Genomic DNA, 26,308 nt, shown 5'->3' on the forward strand with positions numbered 1-26,308 from the left:
CCAGACGTAAGAAGTTTTAAAAAGACGCAGAATTTTTAAATTTATTTGAGATCTGCTGTAAAGGAGTGCAGGATTTTTTTATTGAAAAAGTGACCAGGCCGCCTGTAGCATCAGTTTCAAAATGGCAACAGGTTATAAATTCGGCTTTTAAAAGATTGCGTGCCCTTTGGATACGGGATTTGGTTGCGGTGAGGCTAAGGTTGAGTTTCGCTGCAATATCGGCTTGTTTCAAGCCCTCAAGATCTGCCATGCGAAGGGGTGTCGCATATTCTTCAGGAAGAAAATCCAGTAAAGGCTGGATATATTCAAGAGCTTCCTTAAAGGCGAGGTTTTCATCTTCTTCAATAAGTTCTACTTCTGGTTTTAGCCCGGCATTTTTTGATTCTCTTCGAAAATGATCGATCATGGTATTGTGAGCGATCTGGTAAAGCCAGCTCTTCACATTTTTTACACCCGATTTTGAAAGGCAAAATTTGTACACCTTAAGGAGCACTTCCTGGAGGATTTCATTGGAAAGATCTTCGTCCCTGACCCTCTTAATAATATAATTTTTAAGAGCTGTTTTATGTTCCAGCCAAAGCGCAGGAACATCACAATTTGTAATAGGTTCTTCTTTGTTATCCATTGATAATGGAATTGATCTTCTAAAAATAGGGATTAAAACGAGATCAATAGCAAAAAAAAGATCCCGCCGAAGAAAAAATTTCTTCAGGCGGGATCTCCAGTGTAGGGGGGATACTGTATAAATATTATACCAAAGATTCTGCCAATTGTAATTGAGGTCTTAAAATAACTTCAGCTTTTATAGAATTTGTAATAAGACAGGCTCTTTCGGCTTTGATCATTATTTTTTCAGCCTTCTCTTTATCCTCTTCATTGAAGATGGTAAGTACCGGTTCAAGAATGACCTGGGACATTACGAACTTTCCATCCTGCTTTGCCATTTTGCCTTTTGCAGGGCAGGTAAGACTCTTAAATTCGAGTTTTGAATTTTCAGCAATAGCCAAAAATGTCGTCATAAAGCAGCTGTTTACTGCTGCCGTATAAAGATGCTCCGGAGACCAGATGCCGGCCATTCCTTTCGGGAATTCGGGAGGGGTAGCTATTTCGATTTTCTCATTGAGCTCGGGCGAGGAAATTTCCCCTTTGCGGTCCGATTTCCAGCTAAGATCTACGGTATAGATATGTTCTTCCATGACTAAAGTTTATTGGTAAAGTTAAAATTGTTCAGTTTGAGATTTTCTGATCTTTTTCAGGTTCTACGGCACAATTTCCTCCTGCACAATTCCCTCCTGCACAACCAAAGCCGAAGACTCCCATAGCGGCGACGTAAACTCCTAAGCCAAGACCCCACCACTGTTCTGCACTGGCCGCCTGGAAAGTTACCAGTAGCCCAATGATCACATAGGCAGCACGTACCCAGGTCCAGTTTTTTAAAATCCTGTCTTTCATCCTATTTTATTCTGAAGGTTTCTCCAGCCGCCCCCGTTGTGGACTTCTGTATATCCTGCCATTTCTAGGGTAGTTTTAGCCGAAGCACTTCTCATGCCCGAGGCACAGCAAGTGATCACCGGTTTACTTTTATTTCCTACTTTTTTAAGATTTTGACCAAGGCTGTTTAAAGGAATATTCTTTGAACCTTTGATGTGTCCGCCGTTGTATTCTCCTTTGGTACGCACATCTACAATTACAGCTCCTTGTTGAAGTAGTTGGGCATAATCTGTCTTGGGACCCAGCCCAAAAATTCTTTTAAGTGTATCTATCATCTTAGGAAGCTTTAGCCTGTAAGTAATTTACTTGCAGCCATGAGCCTGCATTTGTACATTCAAATCCGGCCCTGGTTAAATACTGTTCAGCCTGTCCACTTCTCATTCCCGAGGCACAGCATAATATTAACGGGGCTTTCATAGATTTCAATTCCTCCATAGTATCGGGTAATTCGGTCAAAGGAATATTTATTGAACCGGCTACATGGCCACCATTAAATTCTCCCCTGGTTCTAACATCTATTATTGTCCCTTCGCCGGAACGAATTATCTTTTCAATTTCCATATTTATTTCGATTTTTATAACGGCACAAAAATAAGTTCGAATGTCCTCTGGCACAGTTACATTTGTTACATAAGGATGTGGTAAAAAAAATCCGGAATCTTGTAAAAGATTCCGGATCGTAAAATTCTTTTGCTCAACTTAATTTAGCTGCTCAATTACCTTTTTTAGCTTATCCCGTACCTGGGTAGCTACTCCTCCTAAAGTGTCATTTTCGACTGCCTGCATAGAGGCGACAGGATCCACAGCAGAAACTTCTACCTTCCCGTCTTCTGTTTCCTGCACGATTACATTACAGGGTAACATGGTTCCAATCTTACTTTCGGCAGAAATAGCCTGGTGAGCCATTTGGGGGTTACAGGCCCCAAGGATTCGGTATTTTCTGAAGTCAACATCCAGCTTCTTTTTAAAGGTCTCCTTTACATCAATTTCAGTAAGGATCCCAAAGCCTTCTTTCTTAAGTTCTTCTGTTACTTTTTGAATGGCCTTATCAAAATCGTCCTTTAAGGTAGTGGTGAAATAGTAATTCATTATCGTGGTTTTTAAGTCTAATTATTAAGATACTACAAAAATCCGATTTTCGAAAGAACTATGCAGTGACTCTTGTTAAAGACATAAAAAAAGAAAAACCTAAAGGGTAGGATTGTAGGGGGAATCCAGACCCAAAAGGTTTTCACTGCAAATATACCGCAGGTTTATCTATCGAATATTTATAATCAATAGATTTTTCTTATTTAACAAGTAAGAGAATTCGCGGTTAAATGGATGTATCTCTGCCTAAAGGTTCAGGAATGCCCTTTTTGGCACTCTTTGGTTTTTCCGGGATTAGAGACAAGGCGCGTTCTGCTATTGCAGTAATGGAAAGACTTGGATTTACTCCGGGGTTGGCTGAGATCATAGCCCCGTCAATTACAAACATATTGTCATAACCAAAGACTTCATTTTTGGAATTGATCACACCCTCTCCAGCATCTTTACCCATTACCGCACCTCCCAAAATATGAGCGGTCGTAGGGATGCCTGCGAGACTTTCCAGCACGAAGGAGGTAGCTTTGCCGTTGACGACTTTGCTGTACCTCTTGGTTAGCTCTTTTGACGCTGGAATATCTGATGTTGGTTTTGTCCCCGAACTAATGCCGGTAGACATTGATCCTAAAAAGTTCCTTTTTAGCCTTATGGTGCTGTCCACACTTTGCATAAAAAGTAAAACCGCAGTGCTTTTTGACCAGCCATTAATAAAGTAGGTTTTAAACCAGGAAACCGGAGAACGTAAAAGCTGACCAATAACATTAAATACGCGTTGGGGTGGGGTATTTCCCTGGGCCATGGGCAGGTGTAGTAACTTCCAAAAGCCTGATCCCCGGGAATACCGTACCACCTCAAGATGGCTGTTATCATCGGTGTGCAGCAGGCTTCCAATGGCAACCCCTTTTGAAAAGTCACTTTCTTTGTTGGCTGTTGAAACGCTGATGAGGGTTTCATTATTGGTGCGTATATCATCTCCCACCTTGTCTGATAACTTCGGAAGACTTTTCTGTTTCAGTTTTAGAAGAAGCTTCACGGTGCCTAAAACCCCTCCTGAAAAGATCACTCCTTTGCTACTTAATTTGCGGGTTTTTCTGAAGAAGGAGGTACTGGATCTTAGTGTTACTTCATAAGCTTCCGAAGCCAGGGTTTTTACGTCTGTGACTTCATTTTCTGCCAGGATCTCTGCGCCCAGTCTTTGAGCCAGCCACAGGTAATTTTTATCCAGCGTATTCTTAGCATTGTGCCTACATCCGGTCATACAGCCGCCACAGAAGTTACAGCCTGTACGATTTGGACCCTTGCCTTCAAAATATGGGTCTTTGACTGTTTCTCCTTCCTTTCCGAAGTAAACTGCCACGTGTGGGTGCTCAAAATGTGCTTTTCGCCCCATGTCTTCAGCCATTTTTTCCAGGGCTTTATCGGCATCAAAAAGCTGCGGATTGGGTACTGCTCCCAACATTTTGAGAGCTTTTTCATAGTGAGGTTTAAGTTCCTCTTCCCAGTTCTCCAACTGCCCCCAGGAACCGGAGGTGTAAAATGCCTTTTTTGGCACCGGTAAAGTGTTCGCATAGACCAGAGAACCACCACCCACTCCCGTTCCCGATATTACCGCCACATGTCGAAAGATGCTAAGCTTCATGATCCCAAAGAAACTTAGCGCGGGCATCCAGAGCCATTTCTTGAGGTTCCAGTTGGTCTTTGGGAAATCCTCTGCTTTAAACCATTTTCCTTTTTCAACCACCAGCACCTTATATCCTTTTTCGGAAAGCCGCAATGCGCTTACCGAGCCACCAAAGCCGCTGCCAATAATAATATAATCGTAGTCGAATTCCATTGAAGGTTTTTTAAGGTGCTTCAAAATAGTAAATTCTTAAATAATTATTTTAACAGGAGTTGAAACAGGCTTTTTTTACCAGGATAGATCCAGTTCGTCCTAAAGATTCACAAAAATATCATGGAGCCAGGGACGCGACAAAGTCAGACGTTTCCAACCGATTTTCTACTTTAAAGGACTATCCGCTTTCGCAAAGTTTTAATGTATATTTATGGGATGCAGCATCCCAACGAAAAAATTATTCTGGAATTCTTCCAGGCTTTCCAAAAAGGAAACGCAAAAGCTATGAACGCCTGTTACCATAAAAACGTTGTCTTTTATGATCCTGTTTTTGGGCATATAAAGGGCGATAGAGTTAGAGCTATGTGGTATATGCTTTTGGAAAAAAGCGGAGGGGAGCTGAACATAAGCTTCAGTGAAATACAGGCCAATGATTATAACGGGAGCGCCAGGTGGACTGCCAGCTATTATTATGGTCCTTCCAGACGCCGGGTTGTCAATGAGGTGGTGGGTACTTTTTACATTCAGAATGGAAAGATCCTGCAGCATACAAATCATTTTGATCTGTGGAACTGGTCCCGCCAGGCTCTGGGCTTCAAAGGTTTTTTGATGGGATGGACTAAATCGATGAAACTTGAGATCCAGCAGGAATCAAGTAAAATGCTCTCCCGCTATATTCATAAAATGCGCTCTTTGGAAGAGGACGATATTTGATCATTTTCTTTTCTATTTTGTTCTGAAAAATAATAAGAGTCCTGCAATTGGTCCGGGTGCAAGGAAGAGGTAGAGGTAAGCCGGGTGGATTTCGGAAGCCAAAGAATTGAGTAATTGTATACTGAGAATCGTAATAGCAAAACCAATGCTATTGACAATCGTTAGTGCAGTGCCACGGGCCTCTTCGGGTGCATTTTTTGCAACGAGCGTAGAGAAGAGTGGAGAATCGGCTACTACTGCAAAGCCCCAGAAAATAAGGAAAATGAGCAGGATTTCTACTGAAGCCTGTAAGATGAAAAGTGGAGAAAGCAGGCAACAAAGGCCGGAGAGAAAGAGTGCAGTTGCTGCAGTTCTTTTGCTGCCAAATCTTCTGGAGATATAGCCTCCTGCTGCGCATGAAATTCCGCCGCATCCAATAATTATAAAAGACATTAGAGAGATGTTCATGGACAGGTGCGGATGCCTCTGCTCATACATTGCGAGAATAATAGGGACAAAAGCCCAAAATGCATACAGCTCCCACATATGTCCAAAGTAACCAAAAGCTGCAGCTCTAAAATCTTTCAGCTTAAATACAGAAATAAAGGCTGAAAAGTTCCTAATCAACATGGGCCGGCGGTAAGGACCATCGGGCACCAGTAGTAAAATAATAGTTCCGCCAACAGCAGCCAGCGCAGAGGTAATATATAGCACCAGCTTCCATGGCAAGGTCTCATTTCCGGTCAAAGCTTTTAGCAAATGTGGAAATGCCGTGCCAACTACAAGCGCTCCCACCAGGAAACCTAGTGCGGTACCCAGGCCATTTTTATAATAATCTGATGCGATCTTCATCCCCACGGGATAGATCCCCGCCAGGGAAAATCCTGTGAGGAACCTAAGTGCCAGCAGACCTCCGGCACTGTTATTTTCCCAAAGCATCCCCAAATTAAATAAAGCGCCAAAAATGGCAGAATAGAAGAAAACTTTTGACGGAGAAAACCTGTCTGCAATGCTTAAAAAGGCAAAAATTAAAGTTCCTGCAATAAATCCCAATTGAACTGCAGAAGTAAGATGTGCCAGCGCCGAAAGATCAAGATCGAACGTTCGTCGCAGATCATCCATAACTCCATTGCCTGCAAACCAGAGGGAGGTGCAGCAAAACTGGGCAAATACAATTAAAGATAAGACCCGGCGGGAATTATACATCTAACTTTGTTTCTGCTGCTAAGAAACAAAATTAGCCGGTAAGGACTAAACCAGAGCTTTCCTGATCTTATGATTTATCTTTTGAACCGGACTTTTCTTTTTCTCCCTGGTATCTATTCCAAAGAATTCATTTACCGGGCATACTCTGGTGATGGCACTTTCGGCTAATAAAGTTCCTGTCACAATAGATGCTATTCCCCCAAGCCTGTTTTGATATTTTCTAAGAACAAAGTAGCCTAGCACCATAAGGCCAGGGCCTACAATACTTCGAATCAATTGATCTTCTTTACCTACGTTCTCTTTCATGATTTTTTTATTTTAAAGTTCCCTTTAAGATACTACAAACCCCCGGGATATCCAACAATTGACGTGGATAATTCCATCCAGAACGGGTGGAAAAGATAAAATCAAAAATCACCCATTTCTGCCAGGCTGGTAACTTTGTTTTCCTGAAGATCTTCTGTAAGATTCATCACCTTCCCAAATCTCTGTGAAGCAGTAATAAAGGTGATAAATGTAATAAGTTCGGCAATTTCAGTCTCCGTAAACTGCTCTTTTAAAAAACCAAAATGAGCTTCCTGAATTGAGGAGTGATCCACAGCAAATAATTCAGCAAAGGCCGTAGCGGTTTGGATTTTTTGATCCTTTACATCAAAATCGGGTTTGCCGCCTTTTACCATGCAATATTCACAGCGATTCCCAAATGCGAGGGTACGGCGTACTTGTTCCATTAGGTTGGCATCAAGGGAGGTGTGATTGAAAAGGGCCAGTTCCAGTTCATTCCATTTTTCAAGTACAGATGGATTATGACCTATTAATTTTTCAAAGGGGGTGTTACCGGTTTTCGAAAGTTCTATTCTGGTGCTCATAAGGATAATAATTGCTGCTATTATTGATGCAACAAAAATAATAAAACGGAAGATCCAAATTTTTTATTTTTTGTGACTCCATCTGAAAATTATAAGTAGTCACAGCCTGAAATAGATAAGATTCCTATCATGCACCTTTAAATATTAAAAAGACAGACAACAACACGAATGGTCAGTATAAAATTCCTGCCAGTGGATTGTATCAAAAGAAAAAGGTTTGCAAAAGGATGGACCAGCACTTCCTTTTGCAAACCTTATTGATTATTTTGATTTTCGCTCAAGAATATTTCAGGAGATAAATCAAGTGACAAGGTTATTTCCCGGCCTTACAATTCCTCATCTTTAAGATATTTGTTTAGGAACTGGAGGATTTGTTTATAGCCTTTGATCTCATTTTCTTTTTTAATGAAACCATGTCCTTCATCTTCAAAAATGACATATTCAACAGGTACATTATTTTTCTTTAACTGCTCCACAATTTCATCTGACTCCACCTGAAGTACGCGAGGATCATTGGCACCTTGCAGCACCATCACCGGATTTTTCACCTGATCTGCATGAAAAAGCGGTGACTTATTATAAAGTGCAATGGAGTCTTTTGTAGTTGGATCTCCCATTTCTTCATATAAAGCATTTTTAAAAGACTCCCAGTAAGGGGGAATAGACTTCAAAGTACGCAACCAGTTGGTCACTCCAAAAAGATTGACCCCTACATCAAATTCTTCAGGAGTAAAGGTCATGGCAGCCATAGTCATGTAGCCCCCGTAACTGCCGCCAATGATGCCAATATTATCATCATCAATATACTCCTGTGACTGGAGCCAGTTCTTTCCTGCAATGACATCTTTTAAGTCTTCTTCTCCATGCTTCTTGTCATCCATTTTAAAAAATGTTTTACCATAGCCGCTGCTCCCCCGGTTATTTACTGCCAGGACGGCATAGCCATGATTTACCAGATACTGTATCAAAGCAAAATAACCCGTTCTTGATTGTCCTCCCGGGCCACCATGGACCCAGACCAGGGCAGGAACTTTGTTTTCTTCGGAAGCCTGGTGTGGCTTATAAAAAATTGCCGGAATTTCAACGCCGTCAAATGAATTGTAGCGAACAACTTCTGCGGAAACAAGATCTTCGGGATCTATTTCAGGATTTAAAGTATTTGTAAGTTTTTTGATCTCATTGTTTCGGAAGTCATAGACATAGAGGTTGCTCGGTGCTTTGGAAGTTGCAGCTGTTAGGCGCATCAGGTTTTCACTTTCTGAAATTGCTACAGCACTAATATTGGCTCCCGGTAACTCCGGCAGGTCTAACATTTCCCCGGTGATATTATTCCGGATAATTAATTTATTGGTGCCGTCCTCATTAATGGCAATTACCCTATACTTGTCATTTTCACTTAAATAACTGTACATCACATCCCAGTCAGCTTCATATACAGGACTTCTTTCCCCCGTGGCGGTATCAAATTCCATCAAATATTTGAATTCCTTATCATCATCTGTAATGTAGTAGAATTTATCATCCTTCTTGCTGAAGCCGGAGGCGGAATAAGTTCCTTTCTCCTTAGAGATTTCAGTCATTTTATCCTGCGAACGATCATAAAGAAAAAGTTTGTTCTCACTGGTGGTTATTGGCTGTGAAAGCGCAATAAGATTTTCATCATGAGACATTCCCGCTATTTGCAAACCTTTGTCATTCTGGTAAAGCATTTGTGGTTCCCATTGCCCAACCTGCATCTTGTAAAGATCAAAGAATTTAGGGTCCCGTTTATTAGATAAGTAATAAAGGAAATCCTTGTCTTCACTCCAGCCGGCAAATTGTGCTTTCTCATTTTCCCCTGGTGTTAGATCTTTGGTCGTTCCATCATCTAAAAGCAGGTAGATATGATCGATCTCATTTCCTCCTTTATCGGCAGAATAAAGTATATCTCCTGTTCCCGGAACATAATCAATGGCAAAGAAAGAGTCATCTTTAGAGTTTGTGATCTGGTTTTTGGATCCATCACTTATATTGATCTCATATACGTTAAAGATGCCCGATTCATCACTGCTCATTAAGAGACGTTTTTCATCTTCAGAAAATTCTCCGCCTCCAATACGGGTATTTTCATAAAATTGCTCAATAGTGTATTCTTCGACAGAAGTTGTATCCTTTTGGCTCCAGACTGGAAAGGACATTAGTAATAATAGAAAAACAGAATTTTTCATTTTGATCTATTTTTTAAGTTTAGAAAATTAGAATGTGGGGGGAGAATGACTCTAAAATTAAATATAGAGAAACAAATTCACATTTTTGACAAATTTTATGTAGTGAAGAGCTGTTAACTTTTATTTAATCCACTACGGGTTTTAAAAGGTTCCCGGCCATACCATCAAAGACAAAAAAGTGAAACGGTAGTACCGAGTACCAGTACAATCGCCCAGCAAGACCTTCGGGGCGAAAAGTGGCAGTTTGCTGAAGAAAATTTTCCCCTTTTCTCTCTATGATCCTGAATTCCAGCCAGGCTTCCCCGGGTAATTTCATTTCGGCGTATAGGAGTAAGCGACGGTTCTTTTTATCGGCAGCCAAAACTCTCCAGAAGTCGAGAGTGTCCCCGGTATTGATTTCATGTGGATGCGTGCGTCCCCGCCGCAGTCCCACACCGCCAACCATCTTATCCAAAAAACCTCTCATCTTCCAGAGCCGGTTGCCATAGTACCAGCCGCGTTTCCCACCAATTGACCAGATGTTTTGCAGCACTATCTCGGGGTCACCTACAATTTTTTTCTCCCTGCGGTCAATAAGACAACCATCTGTTGGCACATTTATATGTTCAAGAAGGGAGTTATCTGCATAACTGGAAGCCAGGGAATCTTTCCAGCTGGAGATCACGCTGTTTTGTTCTATTTTTTGAAAGGCAAGCCGCACTGCTTCTTTATAGGAAATAGGCTCTATGCCCAGCATTTTTTCCAGTTCATTATCCTTAGCAATAACTTCTACTTTCATACTATCGACAAGGTTTACTGCCAGTTTATACGAAGTTGAGGTAACAAAATACAACCAGTAGGAAGAGAGCCTTGGAGTCATGACAGGCACAGTGAAAATATACCTTTTAAACCCGCGAACTTCGGCAAATTGCATAAGCATCTCTTTATAGGAGAGCACATCGGGACCTCCAATGTCAAAAGACCTGTTGAAGGTTTCCTTCTTAAGAAGAACTCCCGAGAGACATTCCAGGACATTCCTTATAGCGATAGGCTGACTTTTAGTATTCAGCCATTTGGGCGCGATCATAACAGGTAATTTCTCCACCAGGTCGCGAATGATCTCAAAAGAAGCACTTCCGGAACCCACGATGATTCCGGCTTTTATAGCAGTTAAAGGAACTTTGCTTTGGTTCAGGATATCTTCTACATTCTTTCGGGAGGAAAGGTGTTTAGAAAGCTTTTCTTCATTGGTGATCCCGGTAAGGTAAATGATCTGTTTGACAGAAGTTGACTCTACCAGTTTGAGGAAATTTTTTGCTGAAGCTTCTTCCATCTCAGCAAAATCGCCACTTCCCGAACTCATGGAATGTATAAGGTAATATGCAGCGTCAATATCCTTTACAGCATTTGAAGAGGGCAATTCTTTAAGAAAGTCTACCTCCAGCAGGGAGATCTTTGAGTTTGAATAAATACCCTCGGTGGGAAAGCGTTTTTTGTCACGAACACAGCAAACCACTTCATGCCCTTTCTCAATTAAGATAGGGAGCAAACGTTTTCCAATATATCCTGTAGCACCAGTGAGGAGTATTTTCATAGCTTAAGCTTAGGTTTGCTGGAAGATATGAAAAGATAGTCAAAGTTAAGCTTTCATACCTGCCACTTAAGCTGATAACTGAATAGATAAGTTCTACTATTTAGTAACCTGAAAAACCTCCCAATAGTTTTCCTTATCTCAATTTCACATTGACATGGAAAAATTCTTAAAGCCCTACAAGGTATTTTATTTTTTCTGGTCTTTTTCATCTAGAATAAGAAGGTCGGCCGATGCCCGGTTTAATGCAATTGGGATATTGTTGATAACGGCTGTCCTAATTAAGGTTTGAATGTCGTGCTCATGCCCGTGCGGAGTTTCGGCATCAATAAAGAAGATGATCATTTGTACTTCTCCCTGAAGGATCTTTGCAGCCAGTAAAATATCCCCGCCACTGGGACCATGGCCAAAACCTTTTACTTCAATATCAAGCATATCACTTAGAAGCTTGGAAGTATTGGTAGTGCCAATGAGATTATATTTTAACAGGGCGTCACGATGAACCTTTGCCCAGTTAAGTAAATCTGTTTTACGGCTGTTGTGTGCTATTAGTGCAATGGTATTCATTTTTTCAATTTTATTTTTGATCAATAAAAAATTCAATGGTGTAATGGGCGTATTCCGGTTGAGTTATTCCCCGGGAATAAATTAAATTTTGCGGCTGATTGTATTTTTGAAGGTAAGCCAGGTTAATTTTCTCCTGAGTTGGGTCGTTAGCTGGCAATTTTTTTCCTTTTACGTTCAAAATGGTTTCGCCATATTTGATCTGGCCTACCCCCGAATTAACAATATCTGTAAACCAGCTTTTTTTACTCTTGTTCCAGCTTCTGGAAAAATACCTGTCGCCAACCTGTACCATCCAGATGTTGAGAAACGTCTCTCTTTCTCTTCCTCCTTTGATTCCTACAAGGGTATTGGTCCTCAGATAATTTTGAAAATCTTTAGAAAACTCAGGCTGATCTGTCATTTATAGTGGTTAATTAGTTAGTAAAATTAAATAATAAAGCTAAAGCAAGACTAAAAGACTCCAGGAAATATTTTTCAAAGAACAGAAATAATACGGTCTAATCTTTTGACATAGATTTAAGATTGGAATTAGTATTTTAGGGCATGATTGAATTTTTTCCCATAGAAGCTAACAGCCCCGGAATTCTGCTGATCTATGCTGCAATTTTCTTTTTTGCTATCCTTTTCAGGTATTTTGTCGCGGCAGGTATTTTCTATTATTACTACTATGTAAAGAACTTTAGTAAGTATGATAAGAGGCGACTCAGCAAAAGACTGGCAAACAAAAAGCAGTTCAAAAATGAGATTTTGTGGAGTATAAAATCATCGGCAATTTTTGCACTCGTCGGTGCTGCAACCTATTGGTTATGGCTGGAAGGACATACTGCCGTATACCTGGAGCCGGCTCTTTTTGGATATTGGTACCTGCCGGTAAGTCTCCTGGTAGTTTCCCTCATTCATGAAACTTATTATTATTGGGTACATCGCTGGATGCATCATCCTAAAGTTTTTAGAGTAGTGCATAAGGTGCATCATGACAGCCGGATCCCCACCCCATGGACGGCTTTCTCATTCCACCCCTGGGAAAGTTTCATAGAAGCACTGGTATTGCCCCTAATCCTGATATTTTTACCGGTTAATGTATATGTGCTGGGATTTTACCTGCTTGTAATGACCATTAGTAGTGTTGTAAATCATCTTGACATAGAAATCTATCCGCTCTGGTTCCAAAAAAGCAAATTTGGTAAACTTTTTATTGGTGCCACGCATCACCATCATCACCATACCGAATTCATGACCAATTACGGTCTGTATTTCACATTCTGGGATAAATTAATGGCTACAGAAAGCAAGAAAATGCAGGATTAGCGGTCTTGCTAAATTCTTATAAAAATCTTTTTCTCTGAAAATAATCCCTTTTTTAGAAGTTGGGAAAATTGACGTTTTGAAGGGCTAATGAGATAGTAATCCAGTTTCCCATCCTTAAAGACCTTTTGGACTTCCATATTTCCCTTGAAATTATCAATTAATTTTTGCTCATCCTCCTCCATGTCTGAATAGTAAACTGTAATTCGATCCTTTGAGATTTTAAAGGGAAAAACCCACCATTGAGTGTCGTCCTGTAAACTCAGGACGTACCAGTCATCCATTTTTTTCAAAACAGCACCTGGAGGGGTCAGATCACCCGATATGCTGACAATATCGCCATCGGCAAAAACAAAAGAAGTTCTGTCGATTACAAGGGTATCTTCCTGATTTAAAAAGCGTCCAATAATTTTCTCCGGAAATTCCTGAATAGGGGGTGTGTCTTCGGGTTGAGCATTGGTAAAAGAGATACTGCTGCAGGATTGCAATGCGAAAATCAGGACCAATATTATTGCAAAATTCCTCATTCTCATTAAAGATAATTAACAAGGGAGGCTACAGCTTCTTGCCTTTTAAATTTACGATAATTTGAGGTAATTATTCAGTGCAATGGAAACATTTTCGAAGGTGATCTGGCAGGTCCAAATCTTCACTTCCTTTCAAGGGTTCTTTGGGATATTCCATTTTTTCTATTGCCTCTCTAAACTCCAGGGCGTACTCCTGCAGCTTATCTCTTCGATGCTCAAGTTTTGTGGCTATTTCATTGCCATTGAGCTGGACAAGACTTTCCGGCCATTCCTGCAGAGCCTTTTCAATTCGTGCATTTGTTAATTCCTGTTGTAGAACTTTTGCTTCCTCAATGAAAATCTCTTTAGGAACACCTTTTAAAAAATAAAGATCAAAAGGATAAACATAACCGGGAATGTGATCTATATCTTTTTCAAATGGCCTTACCATTGGCTGCACTAAATGATTGGTAAGAATAGTGGGAATAACACCATCGATCCTGAAAAAAGCATTATCCCTATCTCCGGGAAGTGGAATACCTACAAGTTTGCCATCACGTTTTTGAAGTACCCAACCCCACTGTTTTGTATGCCTGTCCCAATCTCCAATGAGCAGGTCAAAAAGTCGTGCCCGCACCAGTTTCCGTAGATCAATATCAAGTTTTTTTCCCAGACTGGCCTTCATCTCCTGTAGGTTATCTGTATCCACTATTTCCTGTACGTTTTCATATGAGGTCCAGTTTACCTCTCCTTCAGTTTCATATTCGAGCAGGAATAAGCGATCGCCGTAATCTTCGGCATATTTACCCATAGCCTCATGTTTGGGTACATATACGATTTTTGGATTTGTATGAAGAATATCCGCATGGTCAGACAATGCGGCTGAGAGTATTGCACCGTATGGATGCTGGGCCGAAATCCCGTCAATCACAATATTTTCAAGTCCCAGGGTTTTTGCAATTGGTGGAATAAGTGGATCCGGGTCTTTGTTGACACTTCTTAAACTGTAAAGCTTTCCCTGTTGGTCTAAGACATCAAGAGATTTTGTTTGGTTGCCTCCACCTTCTTCCAGAATATCAAAAGAATCCAGAAGAAAGATCTCGGCAGGCACGGGAGCCTCCCAGGCCCTTCGATAATTTACCCCCTGCATAAACCGTTTTAAGGCATTGGCCTCGTAACGATTTGAGGTGACCACGGTGACCTTTTCCCTTGCAGTATATTCTGCTGAAGGTTTTTTAGGTTCTACCACCTTAGATATAATAACTTCTGAAGGCCCTATAGAGACAGACCAATAGGTAAGGCCAAGGAACAGGAGCAGGAGAACAAGGAGGAGGAGGAAAAATTTCTTCATGGGAAAGAAGGCTTCAGCTTTGTAAATTAATAAAATTATACTGTAATACCTGAAGCATCTAAAAACCCGGCTGAAAAAACTTCAGGTAAGCTCAACTTTTCAGAAAACAGGTAAGGTGCCTCAAAAAATTTCAGGTTGTAAAAGAAGACCCTAAATCTTCAGCAGGTATGATAAGAATTATTGCTCAAAATGACATTTTTAAAAGTTTAAAATTCCATTGCCGAAACCACCTCCAGTTTCACCGGCTGGTCGATCCTCTTTTCAATTTCTTTCTTAATGCTTTGTATTCGCTGAGGCTCAATGTTTTCGGAGCCCACTAATCGAAGAGATACCACATTGGTAGATCCAAATCTTATACGCACATCTCTTAGTACCACATTTTCTATTGTGGTTCCTTCCAGGGCGCGGGTAATATTGGCCTCCTGCATTATACGATCAAAGGAAAGAGACAGGGGCACGGCGACCAGGATCACAATTATGAAGGTATAAACAAGTCCCATTTTTGCCCTTTTGAATGGGGCAAAGCCTAAAAGTAAAAAGGTGAGCCCTCCAAAAAGTATGATTCCCGCAAGGTTGGTCGCGTACAAAAGAATAGCTCCTGAGAAAACTTCCCAGTCCCACCAACCAATTCCTATACCGGCCACGGCAAGTGGGGGAACTAAGGCAACCGCGATAGCTACTCCTGCAAGACTCTTGGCAATTCCTTCATTAGAGTGGGCATAAGCTGCGGCGATCCCCGAGGAGATGGCAATACCCATATCAAGCAAAGTAGGAGAAAGCCTGGCCTCAATTTCAGGCGTAAGTACTTTTAAAGGGATAATAATACTTACTCCGGCTGCGAAGGCAAGGGAAACTAAAGTTCCCGCGGTAATAGTAATAAAGCTTTCTTTCAACATTGGTACATCATACCGCACCATTCCCATGGAAAAAGAAACTATTGGGGCAATTACAGGAGCCAGGATCATTGCTCCAATAATCACCGGTGAGGAGTTTGCGAAAAGCCCAAAGGTGGCTATTAAGGTAGAGAGGATCATCATCACCATAAAAGCGGTGCTAATTTTGGAGTTAGTCCGTAAAACCTTGAACAGGTCCTGAAATTGTTCTGTACTGGCCCGGGGGAGGATTGGCAGACTCCTTTTTATAAGTTCCTTACGGGTTTCACCCTTTGGAAGTCCTTCAAATTTTATGCTTTTCCTTCCATTTTCTTTTTCGGTATTTTCGCTATATATACTTTTCTGTTTGAGGAGGACAGCCTGTTTGTGAACCTCGAAATTCAGCGCTTTTGACTGTTTTTTTTCTCCATCAATGGTGTAATCCATGGGCGCATCGTCACTAACTTGCAGATTGGAGGTTTTAATTTTTCCAATAAAAGAAGGCAGGCGATTGAGCGTTTTTGTGTTGGGAACCAGGCTCCTAACAAAGAACCATAAAAGTACCAGAAGGTTTTGCGGGGCAAGTACAAAAGCCTGAAAAGAGCCGTCATTAATGGAACTCTCTTCGAGCAGGCGCTTCGAAATTAGGGAACTTGAAGCATGTTCAACAACAATGATCCCAAGAGCTGAGGTATGAATGATCTTTTCCCCATCTGTACTTATTTGATAAGAATGGTGAGAAAGTGACGAAACCCTTCGAATATTGTGGATGATATTGATTACCTCCTGAAAAAAGTTCTTTTTGCCGTTTCTTTCTGAAAGGATGAAGATGTCCCCAATATTTACCGAGCTAAAAACAGGAACCTCATTACAAAACAGCAGGTCAATGTCATAAGGATCCTCACATTCGGCATATTGAGTGATCACTTCTTCAATATCTTCTGAAATACCCAGACCTTTTGATGTGAATTTATTATTTGGGTGGGGAAGGATGGAAACAGACCAGCTGTTTTTTGCTGCCATTGGAATGATTTCTCTCAGGACAGCATCGGGTAGATAAAGCATGAGGGCAGAGTCTTTATCAATATCAAATTCTTTGTCAAGAGGATAGGATACCAGCTCATGCTTAATATTCTTTAAAAGCGGGAGGATCTTTTCTTCTACAGTTTCTTTTTCTACTGGTTCGTGTAAAAGGTAAAGCATGAAATTTTTACTGCAAGATAATCTTTAATTTGCCTTTTTTTGAAGGAGGGACTTATAAAAAAGGCTTAATTTCCAAGGGTGCCGGTAATTTTATTTGATCCTGGCCAAGGCTGTTCTCAGGAAAAAAATCTTACTTTTGTTATGCTAACTTCTGTAATTATGAGCCAAAAAGTGTTGCTTACTTCTAAAGAAATGAACATCATTTTACACCGTTTGGCCTGCCAGTTGATTGAAAATCACAATACTTTTGAGAATTCTGTGATCATTGGTATCCAACCCCGGGGAGTTTTTCTGGCAAATAGAATCTACAAAATCCTGAAAGAAGAATACGGCATTTCTGCCGTAAAAATGGGACAGCTGGATATAACTTTTTACCGGGATGACTTCAGGCGGAGCGATAAACCACTGGAGGCCAATAAAACCCATATTGATTTTGTGGTAGAGGATAAGCGGGTGATCTTTATTGATGATGTGCTCTACACAGGGAGGAGCATAAGAGCAGCTCTTACAGCAGTCCAATCTTTTGGAAGGCCTAGTGAAATTGAACTGCTAACCCTTATCGATCGCAGGTTTAGCAGGCATTTGCCCATTCAGCCCGATTATAACGGAAGACAGGTGGACGCCATAAATGAGGAAAAAGTAAAAGTGAACTGGAAGGAGAACGAAGGAGAAGACGAGGTTTATCTTATAAGTAACGTATAAACATGAGTGAGTTAAGTGTTGACCATTTACTGGGAATTAAATATTTGAAAAAAGAGGATATTGACCTCATCTTCCAAACTGCCGATCATTTTAAGGAAGTGATCAACAGGCCGATAAAAAAGGTGCCTTCCCTAAGGGATATTACGATAGCCAATTTATTTTTTGAGAATAGTACCCGTACAAGACTTTCTTTTGAACTTGCCGAAAAAAGACTTAGTGCCGATGTAGTGAATTTTTCTGCCGCCTCTTCTTCAGTAAAAAAAGGAGAAACTCTTATAGATACCGTGAATAACATCCTGTCTATGAAGGTAGACATGGTTGTAATGAGACATCCCAATCCCGGTGCCGGAATTTTTCTTTCAAAACATGTGGGCGCGAGTATCATAAATGCCGGGGACGGTGCGCATGAACATCCAACCCAGGCTTTGCTAGATAGTTACTCAATCCGGGAGAAACTGGGGGAAGTTACAGGAAAAAAGGTGGTCATAGTGGGAGATATTCTGCACAGCAGAGTTGCATTGTCCAATATCCTTGCCTTAAAATTACAGGGGGCTCAGGTAAAAGTTTGCGGTCCTTATACCTTACTTCCAAAGCACATAAAGTCATTGGGAGTAGAGGTAGAGCCAAATCTAAGAAAAGCTCTGCAATGGTGTGACGTGGCTAATATGTTGCGGGTACAGAATGAACGTATGGAAATAAACTATTTCCCGAGTACCAGGGAGTATGTACAACTTTTTGGGCTTAATAAACAATTACTGGATTCCCTTGATAAAAAGATCGTGATCATGCACCCGGGGCCAATTAACCGGGGAGTTGAGATTACCAGTGATGTAGCCGATTCAGATCAGGCTATTATTTTAGATCAGGTACAAAACGGGGTAGCCGTAAGAATGGCAGTGATTTATCTCCTGGCATCAAAAATTAAACAACAATGATTATAACAGAAAAAGAAGGATACAGGATATTTGCAGATGAAAAAAGTGATGTTTCTGAATTTGCTTCCTTCCTGGAAAGCATTCATCCCAAGTTCAAAAATGATAATGTCGTTGTGGATATCCTTAAGTATGGAGAGTTACAACTTAATGAGCTTCTTCACTTTTTAGAGCTGTCCAATCGGCATCGCAAGGGAGGGAAATCTTTTGTTATTGCCAATGATACCATTAATATTGAACAGGTGCCCGAAGAGCTTTTAGTTGTTCCCACTTTACAGGAAGCCGAAGATATCATTCAAATGGAAGAGATTGAGAGAGACCTGGGATTCTAGATCCTTTAATTTTAAGATCCCGAGCCATGAAATTGACTGTTTTAGGCTGTTATGCAGCTACTCCAAGAACCTTTACAAATCCTACCTCCCAGGTACTGGAGATCAATAATGAACTTTTTCTTATTGATTGTGGTGAAGGCACACAGGTAGAATTGCGTCGGCATAAGATCAAATTTGGAAAGATCAAACACGTTTTTATTTCCCACCTTCATGGCGATCATTTCTACGGTCTGGTTGGGCTTATATCAACCTTTATGTTGTTGAATCGAAAAACCGAACTTCACATCTATGGGCCTAAAGGAATTAAGGAGATCGTACTTTTGCAGCTTAAATACTCTAATTCCTGGACCGGCTACCCATTATACTTCCATGAACTTACCTCTACCGAGCCGCAGGTGATCCTTAATACCAGGAAAGTTACGGTAGAAACCATTCCCCTAAAGCACCGTATTTATGCTAACGGATACCTTTTTAGGGAAAAGCCAAAGCCGCGAAAACTTTTAGTGGAAGAAGTGGAAAAATATGATATCGATGTAGCATATTACAACGGGATCAAAAAAGGAAAAGATGCTATACTTGATGATGGTAGAGTGATTCCCAACTCCCAATTAACCGCAGACCCTGAACCACCCGAGAGTTTTGCTTTTTGTAGTGATACTGCATACAATCCCATACTTGCTGAGCAGTTAAAAGAGATTACCGTTTTATATCACGAGTCGACATTTTTGGAAGAGCATGCTTACCTTGCTGCTCCTACCGGGCATTCTACAGCCCGTGAAGCGGCTGCCATTGCGCGAGCGGCCAATGTTTCTCACCTTGTTCTGGGGCATTATTCAACCCGGTACGAATCTATTGAAGATTTTAAAAAAGAAGCTGCTGAGGTATTTCCTGAAGTACATCTTGCCGACGACGGAAAGGTGCTTTCTTTTTCCAATTAGCCATTCGTCGATTCATCCTGCCGTTAATCTTTGCGTGAAATTCTTTAAATTTTTGTAAGGATTAAGCTTTTTTAGGCTAAATTTTAGAAATTTTGTGTAGTTCATCGATTTTATTGTTTGTTAATCGGAATTAATTCTTACTTTTCCTATCCCAAACCTACTGACTACCATTATGAAGAATTTAACCTATTTCGTTTATGTGATGGCCATTTGTACGTTTTCTCTTACTTCTTGTTCCAAAGAAAATATTGAGGAAGTTGATTCGGCCAACCTTTCCACTAAACTCGCTCCAGTTAATTATTCCTCAATTGAATTAGATGTTCTTGAATTGGTAAATGCATACCGCAGTCAACAAGGTCTGCCTGAGCTACTTTATTTAGATGAGAGCTCTGTTGAAGCTGCAGGACATAATGATCACATGATAGAGAACAATGAAGTGTGCCATGATTTCTTCGGAAGTCGCTACCAGGCACTTGTGAAATCTGTTAGTGCAAAATCGGTTAGTGAGAATGTAGCTTCGGGTTTCAATACAGCAGAAGCCGTGGTAAATGCATGGATCAAAAGTGATGGACACCGCAAGAACATGGAAGGTGAGCACACCCATTTTGGAGTTTCAGTCAAAGAAGGGAAGGACGGTAAACTATATTTTACTAACATTTTTGTTAAGAAATAATTTCACCATAAAGGATCCACTTTTTTCTTGATTATTTAAGGTTAGTTAAACGGGGCTTTTGTGAGCCCCTTTTTTATGCCAGGAGCCGAAAATCATTCCTTTATACTGGGCATAACAGGTATTTCCTTAAGAATAGTATGATTCGTCGCTATACACAACTTATTCCCAGACAGGATGTTCTTTGATAACGCCGGCATTAAAAGCGGGAAGAATATCTTTATAAAATTCAATAATTGTTTTACATGGGTCTTCCAGATTACAGTAAACCCTTGTCATACCCACAGAAATTCTAATTCCATTTCTACCTCCCTGTAAAGCTTCTTAAAGATATCGTCCTCATTCAAATCCCATTTAGGTAATAGAATGCCTTCAACAAAAAAGGAGGCCCGGGGCCTCCTTATAGTAATTGGTTAGCTGTTGGGCTTATTTACTCCATTTTCACCACTTTAAAAATGGATCTTCGGTTCAACTGGTGTTGAACTTCATCACAGTTTTTACAATCTATTTCGGGTTGTTCTTCGCCGTAGCCTTTGTAAGTGACAATCCTTTCTGGAGCGATTCCGTGTTCTACGAGATAATTATAGGTCGACTGTGCCCGTCTTTCGGCCAGGCGACGGTTATACTCAATTGAACCTCTTAAATCTGTGTGAGAGCCAATTTCGATAACAAGTTCGGGGTAATCATTCTTCATAAGATTGACGAGCTTATCAAGCTCTGCAGCAGCATCCGGACGAATGTTGTGCTTGTCAAAATCGAAATATATCTTGTTGATCTCTGCCAAATATTCCACATCCTGCACAGGGGCTAATTCAATATTATGAACAAGTTCTGTCTGGTTATCCATATTAAAGCTATTGACAGTACCCTGCTTTTCATGGTATTTTATATGCTTGGTTTCAATAGGATAGGTGGCGTCCCTTTTAATGTGCTTTTCATAATATCCCAGGCTATCAGTCTCTAAAAAGGACATCTGGTTGTTGTTTTCATTCATTAACCTTACGGTAGCATTTGCAATGGGTTTACCATTTATTGAATCTGTCACAGTACCTTTAAGCAGAAGTGGCGCAAACATCTGTAATTTATAAATATCATCACTTCCTTTACCACCGCTCCGGTTTGAGGCAATATATCCTTCTGAAATATCTCCGGAAGAGATAAAAAATGAAAAATCGTCCAGATTGCTGTTGATTGGTTCCCCAAGGTTAAATATTTCTTCCTGAGTTTTAAGATCGGTGACAAAGATATCCATCATTCCGAAGCCTTTATGTCCGTCAGAAGAGAAATATAATTTATCATCTTCAGCAACAAAAGGAAAAACCTCATTACCCCCAGTATTTATTTTTGAACCTAAATTTTCCGGAGTTCCAAAAATGCCATTATTTACATTTACTTTATAAATATCAGATCCACCCATGCCGCCCGGTGCTTCCGAAACAAAGTAAAGGGTTTGTTCATCTTTTGAAAGGGCAGGATGCCCAACAGAATAATTATCATTGTTAAACGGCAGTTCTTCAATATTTATCCATTCGCCATCTACCAAAGAAGCCTTGTAGATCTTTAGGTGATTAGTACCTTCATCATCTTTCTTTCCATCGCGCTTGAGGTAGTTATTACGGGTAAAATACATGGTTTTGCCATCCCCCGAAATCACCAGCGGACCTTCATGACGCACTGTATTGACATCTCCGGAAAGGGTCTCTAAAATGCCATTTTTAGAAGGTAAGCTGTAAACATCAAGAAAGGGTTCGCCATTCCAGTCATAGATCTTCGGATTTTTAGCTCCCTTTGCTCTGGCAGAAGTTAAATAAACCGTACCGTTATTTTCATAAGCACCAAAATCGCTGAACTGGGAATTGAAATCAACAGGCTTAACCCTGAAGGTTTCCAGCCCGGGATAGAATTTTATATTCTCTTCGGTCAGTAGGTTTTCTGCAAGGTTTTCATTTTTACCATCTTCCAGATATTTTTTTAGCCACTGTCTGGATTCATCATAACGGCGTACCCCACGCAGTACCTGTGCGTATTTAAAATAATATTCCGGGGAAATATCTGGCTGTTTAACCACTTCAGCATAGAGGACAACAGCATTTTCGGGATCCCTTAATCGTAGATAACTATCTGCCAGCTTCCTTTGGTTGTGATCTACGTTATAGTCTTTTTTGAGCAGCTCCTTATAAACATCTACTGCTTTAGTGTAGGCAAAATTCTCATACAACCTGTCGGCCCTTTTTTGCATCCCCGACTGGGCCGAGAGATAAAATGACTGGCAGATCAAAAGGAGTAGTAAAAAGTAATTTTTGTTCATAATCCTTATTTTTATTAAAAGAATCTGGGGGATTTATATTTTGTATTTCCTAGTCTGAGTTCGTAGATCAATAAAATCTCATGAGACCCCGATGTGTATGGCTGCAGGTCTGATATTGAATATTCGTACCCATATCCAACTCTAAAGCTTGGCAGTATCTGAAAATCCACGAATGCCCCAACTGCGTCATCTAAACGATAATTTGCTCCCAAATAAACCTTCTCATTAAAAATTACAGTTCCTGAAACATCCACAGAAAGTGGCGCTCCATTGGTCATTTTGAAGAGGGTAGTGGGGCGTAACTTCACATTGTCACTAAGGTCGAAAACATAACCGCCGGTTAGATAATAATGCACCTGTTCCAGAGCGACATATTCACTTCCTTCCAGGTCATTGTTGTCATTGTTAATGAATTTTGGAGCAGAAAGCCCTAAATACCAGTCCTGGGAGGAAAGGTAAAGTCCGGCACCAAAATTCGGGGTCCATCGATTGAAAGTATCTCCGTTGAAAAACTTGTCATCGGGTACATCGGTCATGAGTTCTTCCTCCAGGTTATAGTAGCTCATACCTCCTTTCAATCCCATAGAAAGGGTGATGTTGGCACTTACGTTAATGGTATAGGAAAAATCGGCGTATGCATAAGTGTAATTCTCGTATCCTATGTTGTCATTTATCACCGAAACACCAAGGCCAATTTTCTCATTCCTTAAAGGAGAATGAATAGAAAGTGTTTGAGTCTCGGGAGCACCATTAATTCCTGCCCACTGACTTCTGTGTAATCCAACCGCTGAGATAGCGTCGCGGTTACCGGCATATGCGGGATTGATGGATATAGTGTTGTACATGTATTGCGTAAACTGGGGCAATTGTTGCGCATGGGCACATACACTAATAAACAGAAGGATTATTATTGGGGAGATTTTTTTCATGTTTATTGATTTATTTTGTTCCTAGATAGATATAACCCTGGATTGGTTCAAATCCGCTTTGTTTAATTTCCACAATATAGAAGTAGGTTCCTGAAGGTAGTTGGTCTCCTGTTACAGAATGGCTGGAGTATCCATCCCATCCTCCGGTGTAGCTATTCGAGCTAAAAACTTCATTTCCCCAACGGTTAAAAACTTTTAGGGTATAAATAAAGCCACAGTCAATGCCTATTCCAACTTCAAATTCATCGTTTACCTGGTCTCCATTAGGAGTTACAGCTTTAGAAATGCTGTTTTTTATATCTGAAATTTGACATGGGAGTGTTACCCCACAATCTTCGATCTCAATCGTGACATCTGTACTTGATGGACATGCTCCTTCCACCACATAGGTGAAAGTGTAGAAGCCGGCTGCCATGTCTGGATCTAAGGTGCTTCCTGTAAGAGCTCCTGTTTGATCCGTGTCCATCCAGTTTCCAGTCACGGTGCTGTCGCTTACTAAACTATTCAGGTTAAAAGCTCCCGAATCATCACATATAGGACCGGACGGATTATTCACAGTAACACTTCCCTGAGGTTCTTCTATAGTGATAGTAATTCCTTCAGAAACACATCCATTCTCGTTCGTTGCGTTAGCCATGTAAGCTCCCGGAGCTAAACCTTCAAAAATTCCGTCGGCGTCTTCATCGGCAACTTCATTTCCATTGGCATCTGTAAGGGTGAAGGTGACTCCTTCTGCCATTTCCAGAACCAGGAATCCTGTTGGATCTTCACAAGTTGCCTGCATAAGTTCTTCCACTACAGGTGCTGCAGGAGCATCCGGAACTTCATTAATAGTAACTGAAATTACTTCAGAAATACATCCCTGTGTACTTTTCGCAGTCACTGTATAAGTTCCGGCTGAAAGATTTTCAAAAGTTGTAGCACTTCCAAACTCACCTCCGTTAAAGCTATATTCCATTCCGGCTAAAGCTGTGATGCTGAAAGATCCTGTTGGATTCGCACATGAAGGTTGGGTTGTCTGTGCTACGGCTGGTTGTTCAATTCCGGTTACTATTACCTTCTGATTTACACTAGTGATATTTCCGTTACCGTCATTAAAGGTCCAGGTCACCACGTATTCACCCTGCTCGGTATAAGTAAGTGGAGCATCGGTAGTGGCGGTTATTGTTCCGGCACAATTATCTGAAGTGGTTGGGGCAACTACAGATGCTTCACATTCACCTGTTACATCAGCAAGCGTAATGGCTTCAGGAGCAGTAATATCTTTTACGATCACATTCTGATCTACAGTAGTGATGTTGCCATTTCCATCGTTGAAGGTCCAGGTAATCACGTATTCACCCTGCTCAGTATAAGTCAGAGCATCTTCAGTAGTGGCAGTGATAGTTCCGGCACAATTGTCTGTAGTTGTTGGAGCAGTCACAGTTGCAGAACATTCACCTGTTACATCAGCAAGAGTGATAGTCTCAGGAGCGGTAACGTCTTTTACGATCACGTTCTGATCTACAGTAGTGATGTTTCCGTTTCCATCATTGAAAGCCCAGGTAACCACATACTCTCCCTGTTCAGTATATGTCAAAGCATCATCAGTAGTGGCAGTAATTGTTCCTGCACAATTATCAGAAGTTGTTGGAGCAACAACAGTTGCAGAACACTCACCTGTTACATCAGCAAGAGTGATAGCCTCAGGAGCGGTAACGTCATTTACGATCACATTCTGATCAACAGTAGTGATATTTCCGTTTCCATCATTGAAAGTCCAGGTAACAACATATTCACCCTGCTCAGTATAAGTCAGTGCATCATTAGTAGTTGCTGTGATTGTTCCGGCACAACTGTCTGTAGTTGTTGGTGCAGTCACAGTAGCTTCACATTCACCTGTTACATCAGCCAAAGTGATAGCTTCAGGAGCAGTAGTATCATTTACGATCACATTCTGATCCACAGTAATGATATTACCGTTTCCATCATTGAAGGTCCAGGTTACCACGTACTCTCCCTGCTCGGTATAAGTAAGAGGAACATCGGTAGTGGCGGTGATTGTTCCGGCACAATTATCTGAAGTTGTTGGAGCAACAACAGTTGCAGAACACTCACCTGTCACATCAGCAAGAGTGATAGCTTCAGGAGCGGTGATATCTTTCACGATCACGTTTTGATCAACAGTAGTAATATTTCCATTTCCGTCGTTGAAGGTCCAAGTAACCACGTATTCACCCTGCTCGGTGTAAGTAAGAGGAGCATCGGTAGTGGCAGTAATTGTTCCTGCACAGTTATCAGTAGTTGTTGGAGCAGTCACAGTTGCAGAACACTCACCTGTTACATCAGCAAGAGTGATAGCCTCAGGAGCGGTAGCGTCTTTTACAATTACATTCTGAGAAACATTAGTAGTATTTCCATTACCGTCATTGAAAGTCCAGTTTACTATATACTCTCCCTGTTCAGTATATGTCAAAGCATCATCAGTAGTAGCGGTAATTGTTCCTGCACAGTTGTCTGTAGTTGTTGGAGCAGTCACAGTTGCAGAACACTCACCTGTTACATTAGCAATAGTAATGGCCTCAGGAGCGGTAAGGTCTTTTACGATCACGTTTTGATCAACAATAGTGATATTTCCGTTTCCGTCGTTGAAGGTCCAGGTAACAATGTAGTCTCCCTGCTCAGTATATGTCAAAGCATCATCAGTAGTAGCGGTAATTGTTCCTGCACAGTTGTCTGTAGTTGTTGGAGCAGTCAC

27 protein-coding genes are annotated in these 26,308 nt (G+C 40.9%); 7 read left to right on the forward strand and 20 right to left on the reverse strand.

All coding sequences use genetic code 11. The features are described from left to right. Window positions 1-16 precede the first annotated feature (16 nt). From OU683_RS13895 to OU683_RS13925, 7 genes are all read right to left on the reverse strand, one after another. A complete protein-coding gene (locus OU683_RS13895; protein WP_268139338.1) occupies window positions 17-625 on the reverse strand; it encodes a sigma-70 family RNA polymerase sigma factor in 609 nt (202 codons plus the stop codon). 124 nt (window positions 626-749) lie between these two features. Continuing rightward, window positions 750-1,196, reverse strand: a complete 447-nt coding sequence (locus OU683_RS13900) for an OsmC family protein (RefSeq protein WP_268139341.1) — start codon at window positions 1,194-1,196, stop codon at window positions 750-752. 31 nt (window positions 1,197-1,227) lie between these two features. Beyond that, window positions 1,228-1,452, reverse strand: coding sequence for a hypothetical protein (locus OU683_RS13905; protein ID WP_228913419.1), 225 nt, complete (start codon window positions 1,450-1,452; stop codon window positions 1,228-1,230). Beyond that, window positions 1,449-1,766 (reverse strand): rhodanese-like domain-containing protein, encoded by a 318-nt coding sequence (locus OU683_RS13910; RefSeq protein WP_268139344.1) that lies wholly within the window; start codon window positions 1,764-1,766, stop codon window positions 1,449-1,451. The genes OU683_RS13905 and OU683_RS13910 overlap by 4 nt, the downstream gene beginning before the upstream one ends. Before the next feature lies 1 nt (window position 1,767). Further along, window positions 1,768-2,052, reverse strand: a complete 285-nt coding sequence (locus OU683_RS13915) for a rhodanese-like domain-containing protein (RefSeq protein ID WP_268139346.1) — start codon at window positions 2,050-2,052, stop codon at window positions 1,768-1,770. A gap of 138 nt (window positions 2,053-2,190) precedes the next feature. After that, window positions 2,191-2,580, reverse strand: coding sequence for a DUF302 domain-containing protein (locus OU683_RS13920; RefSeq protein ID WP_268139349.1), 390 nt, complete (start codon window positions 2,578-2,580; stop codon window positions 2,191-2,193). 226 nt (window positions 2,581-2,806) lie between these two features. Then, window positions 2,807-4,411: a GMC oxidoreductase gene (locus tag OU683_RS13925; protein WP_268139352.1), complete on the reverse strand. Its 1,605-nt coding sequence runs from the start codon at window positions 4,409-4,411 to the stop codon at window positions 2,807-2,809. A gap of 216 nt (window positions 4,412-4,627) precedes the next feature. Here OU683_RS13925 and OU683_RS13930 point away from each other — a divergent pair, with 216 nt between their 5' ends. After that, window positions 4,628-5,125 carry a nuclear transport factor 2 family protein gene (locus tag OU683_RS13930; RefSeq protein ID WP_268139355.1) on the forward strand — a complete coding sequence of 166 codons (498 nt, stop codon included), beginning with the start codon at window positions 4,628-4,630 and terminating at the stop codon, window positions 5,123-5,125. A 12-nt stretch (window positions 5,126-5,137) separates the two neighbouring features. Here the strand turns inward: OU683_RS13930 and OU683_RS13935 are convergent, their stop codons facing one another. From OU683_RS13935 to OU683_RS13965, 7 genes are all read right to left on the reverse strand, one after another. Continuing rightward, the gene (locus OU683_RS13935) at window positions 5,138-6,310 is read right to left on the reverse strand and encodes an MFS transporter (protein ID WP_268139358.1); all 1,173 of its coding nucleotides are present in this window, start codon (window positions 6,308-6,310) and stop codon (window positions 5,138-5,140) included. Window positions 6,311-6,355: 45 nt separating this feature from the next. Next, the gene (locus OU683_RS13940) at window positions 6,356-6,616 is read right to left on the reverse strand and encodes a YgaP family membrane protein (protein ID WP_268139362.1); all 261 of its coding nucleotides are present in this window, start codon (window positions 6,614-6,616) and stop codon (window positions 6,356-6,358) included. Between the two features lie 101 nt (window positions 6,617-6,717). Further along, window positions 6,718-7,179 (reverse strand): carboxymuconolactone decarboxylase family protein, encoded by a 462-nt coding sequence (locus tag OU683_RS13945; RefSeq protein WP_268139364.1) that lies wholly within the window; start codon window positions 7,177-7,179, stop codon window positions 6,718-6,720. Window positions 7,180-7,505: 326 nt separating this feature from the next. Further along, a complete protein-coding gene (locus tag OU683_RS13950; protein ID WP_268139366.1) occupies window positions 7,506-9,386 on the reverse strand; it encodes a S9 family peptidase in 1,881 nt (626 codons plus the stop codon). Window positions 9,387-9,510: 124 nt separating this feature from the next. Further along, complete coding sequence (locus OU683_RS13955) at window positions 9,511-10,959, reverse strand: SDR family oxidoreductase (protein ID WP_268139368.1); 1,449 nt, start codon at window positions 10,957-10,959, stop codon at window positions 9,511-9,513. Window positions 10,960-11,145: 186 nt separating this feature from the next. Further along, entirely contained in the window at window positions 11,146-11,523 is a 378-nt protein-coding gene (locus OU683_RS13960; protein ID WP_268139371.1) for a methylglyoxal synthase, read from the reverse strand. Window positions 11,524-11,533: 10 nt separating this feature from the next. Next, window positions 11,534-11,923, reverse strand: coding sequence for a DUF2255 family protein (locus OU683_RS13965; RefSeq protein ID WP_268139374.1), 390 nt, complete (start codon window positions 11,921-11,923; stop codon window positions 11,534-11,536). 143 nt (window positions 11,924-12,066) lie between these two features. On the opposite strand from OU683_RS13965, the gene OU683_RS13970 reads away from it, so the two are divergent. Next, complete coding sequence (locus OU683_RS13970; protein ID WP_268139376.1) at window positions 12,067-12,831, forward strand: sterol desaturase family protein; 765 nt, start codon at window positions 12,067-12,069, stop codon at window positions 12,829-12,831. Between the two features lie 8 nt (window positions 12,832-12,839). On the opposite strand, the gene OU683_RS13975 is transcribed toward OU683_RS13970, so the two are convergent. The 3 genes from OU683_RS13975 to OU683_RS13985 all read right to left on the reverse strand — a co-directional run bounded on the left by OU683_RS13975 (window position 12,840) and on the right by OU683_RS13985 (window position 16,760). After that, the gene (locus OU683_RS13975; protein ID WP_268139378.1) at window positions 12,840-13,355 is read right to left on the reverse strand and encodes a hypothetical protein; all 516 of its coding nucleotides are present in this window, start codon (window positions 13,353-13,355) and stop codon (window positions 12,840-12,842) included. Window positions 13,356-13,425: 70 nt separating this feature from the next. Next, complete coding sequence (locus OU683_RS13980) at window positions 13,426-14,685, reverse strand: hypothetical protein (RefSeq protein WP_268139381.1); 1,260 nt, start codon at window positions 14,683-14,685, stop codon at window positions 13,426-13,428. A gap of 206 nt (window positions 14,686-14,891) precedes the next feature. Continuing rightward, window positions 14,892-16,760: a DUF389 domain-containing protein gene (locus OU683_RS13985; protein WP_268139384.1), complete on the reverse strand. Its 1,869-nt coding sequence runs from the start codon at window positions 16,758-16,760 to the stop codon at window positions 14,892-14,894. 159 nt (window positions 16,761-16,919) lie between these two features. Here OU683_RS13985 and pyrR point away from each other — a divergent pair, with 159 nt between their 5' ends. The 5 genes from pyrR (at window position 16,920) to OU683_RS14010 (ending at window position 20,337) form a co-directional block, all read left to right on the forward strand. Continuing rightward, on the forward strand, window positions 16,920-17,462 hold the full coding sequence (pyrR, locus tag OU683_RS13990; protein WP_268139405.1) for a bifunctional pyr operon transcriptional regulator/uracil phosphoribosyltransferase PyrR: 543 nt from the start codon (window positions 16,920-16,922) through the stop codon (window positions 17,460-17,462). A gap of 2 nt (window positions 17,463-17,464) precedes the next feature. Next, window positions 17,465-18,397 (forward strand): aspartate carbamoyltransferase catalytic subunit, encoded by a 933-nt coding sequence (locus tag OU683_RS13995; RefSeq protein ID WP_268139387.1) that lies wholly within the window; start codon window positions 17,465-17,467, stop codon window positions 18,395-18,397. Then, window positions 18,394-18,726: a ribonuclease Z gene (locus OU683_RS14000; protein WP_268139389.1), complete on the forward strand. Its 333-nt coding sequence runs from the start codon at window positions 18,394-18,396 to the stop codon at window positions 18,724-18,726. The genes OU683_RS13995 and OU683_RS14000 overlap by 4 nt, the downstream gene beginning before the upstream one ends. A 26-nt stretch (window positions 18,727-18,752) precedes the next feature. Next, window positions 18,753-19,664, forward strand: a complete 912-nt coding sequence (locus OU683_RS14005) for a ribonuclease Z (RefSeq protein ID WP_268139391.1) — start codon at window positions 18,753-18,755, stop codon at window positions 19,662-19,664. 172 nt (window positions 19,665-19,836) lie between these two features. Beyond that, window positions 19,837-20,337, forward strand: coding sequence for a CAP domain-containing protein (locus OU683_RS14010; protein WP_268139393.1), 501 nt, complete (start codon window positions 19,837-19,839; stop codon window positions 20,335-20,337). Window positions 20,338-20,764: 427 nt separating this feature from the next. On the opposite strand, the gene OU683_RS14015 is transcribed toward OU683_RS14010, so the two are convergent. The 3 genes from OU683_RS14015 to OU683_RS14025 all read right to left on the reverse strand — a co-directional run. Further along, the gene (locus tag OU683_RS14015; protein ID WP_268139395.1) at window positions 20,765-22,642 is read right to left on the reverse strand and encodes an OmpA family protein; all 1,878 of its coding nucleotides are present in this window, start codon (window positions 22,640-22,642) and stop codon (window positions 20,765-20,767) included. A 14-nt stretch (window positions 22,643-22,656) separates the two neighbouring features. Then, window positions 22,657-23,571 (reverse strand): PorP/SprF family type IX secretion system membrane protein, encoded by a 915-nt coding sequence (locus OU683_RS14020; RefSeq protein WP_268139397.1) that lies wholly within the window; start codon window positions 23,569-23,571, stop codon window positions 22,657-22,659. A gap of 10 nt (window positions 23,572-23,581) precedes the next feature. Beyond that, a partial coding sequence (locus OU683_RS14025) for a T9SS type B sorting domain-containing protein (protein WP_268139399.1) occupies window positions 23,582-26,308 on the reverse strand: 2,727 nt, incomplete at its 5' end.

Source organism: Salinimicrobium sp. TH3, assembly GCF_026676115.1.
GTDB lineage: Bacteria > Bacteroidota > Bacteroidia > Flavobacteriales > Flavobacteriaceae > Salinimicrobium.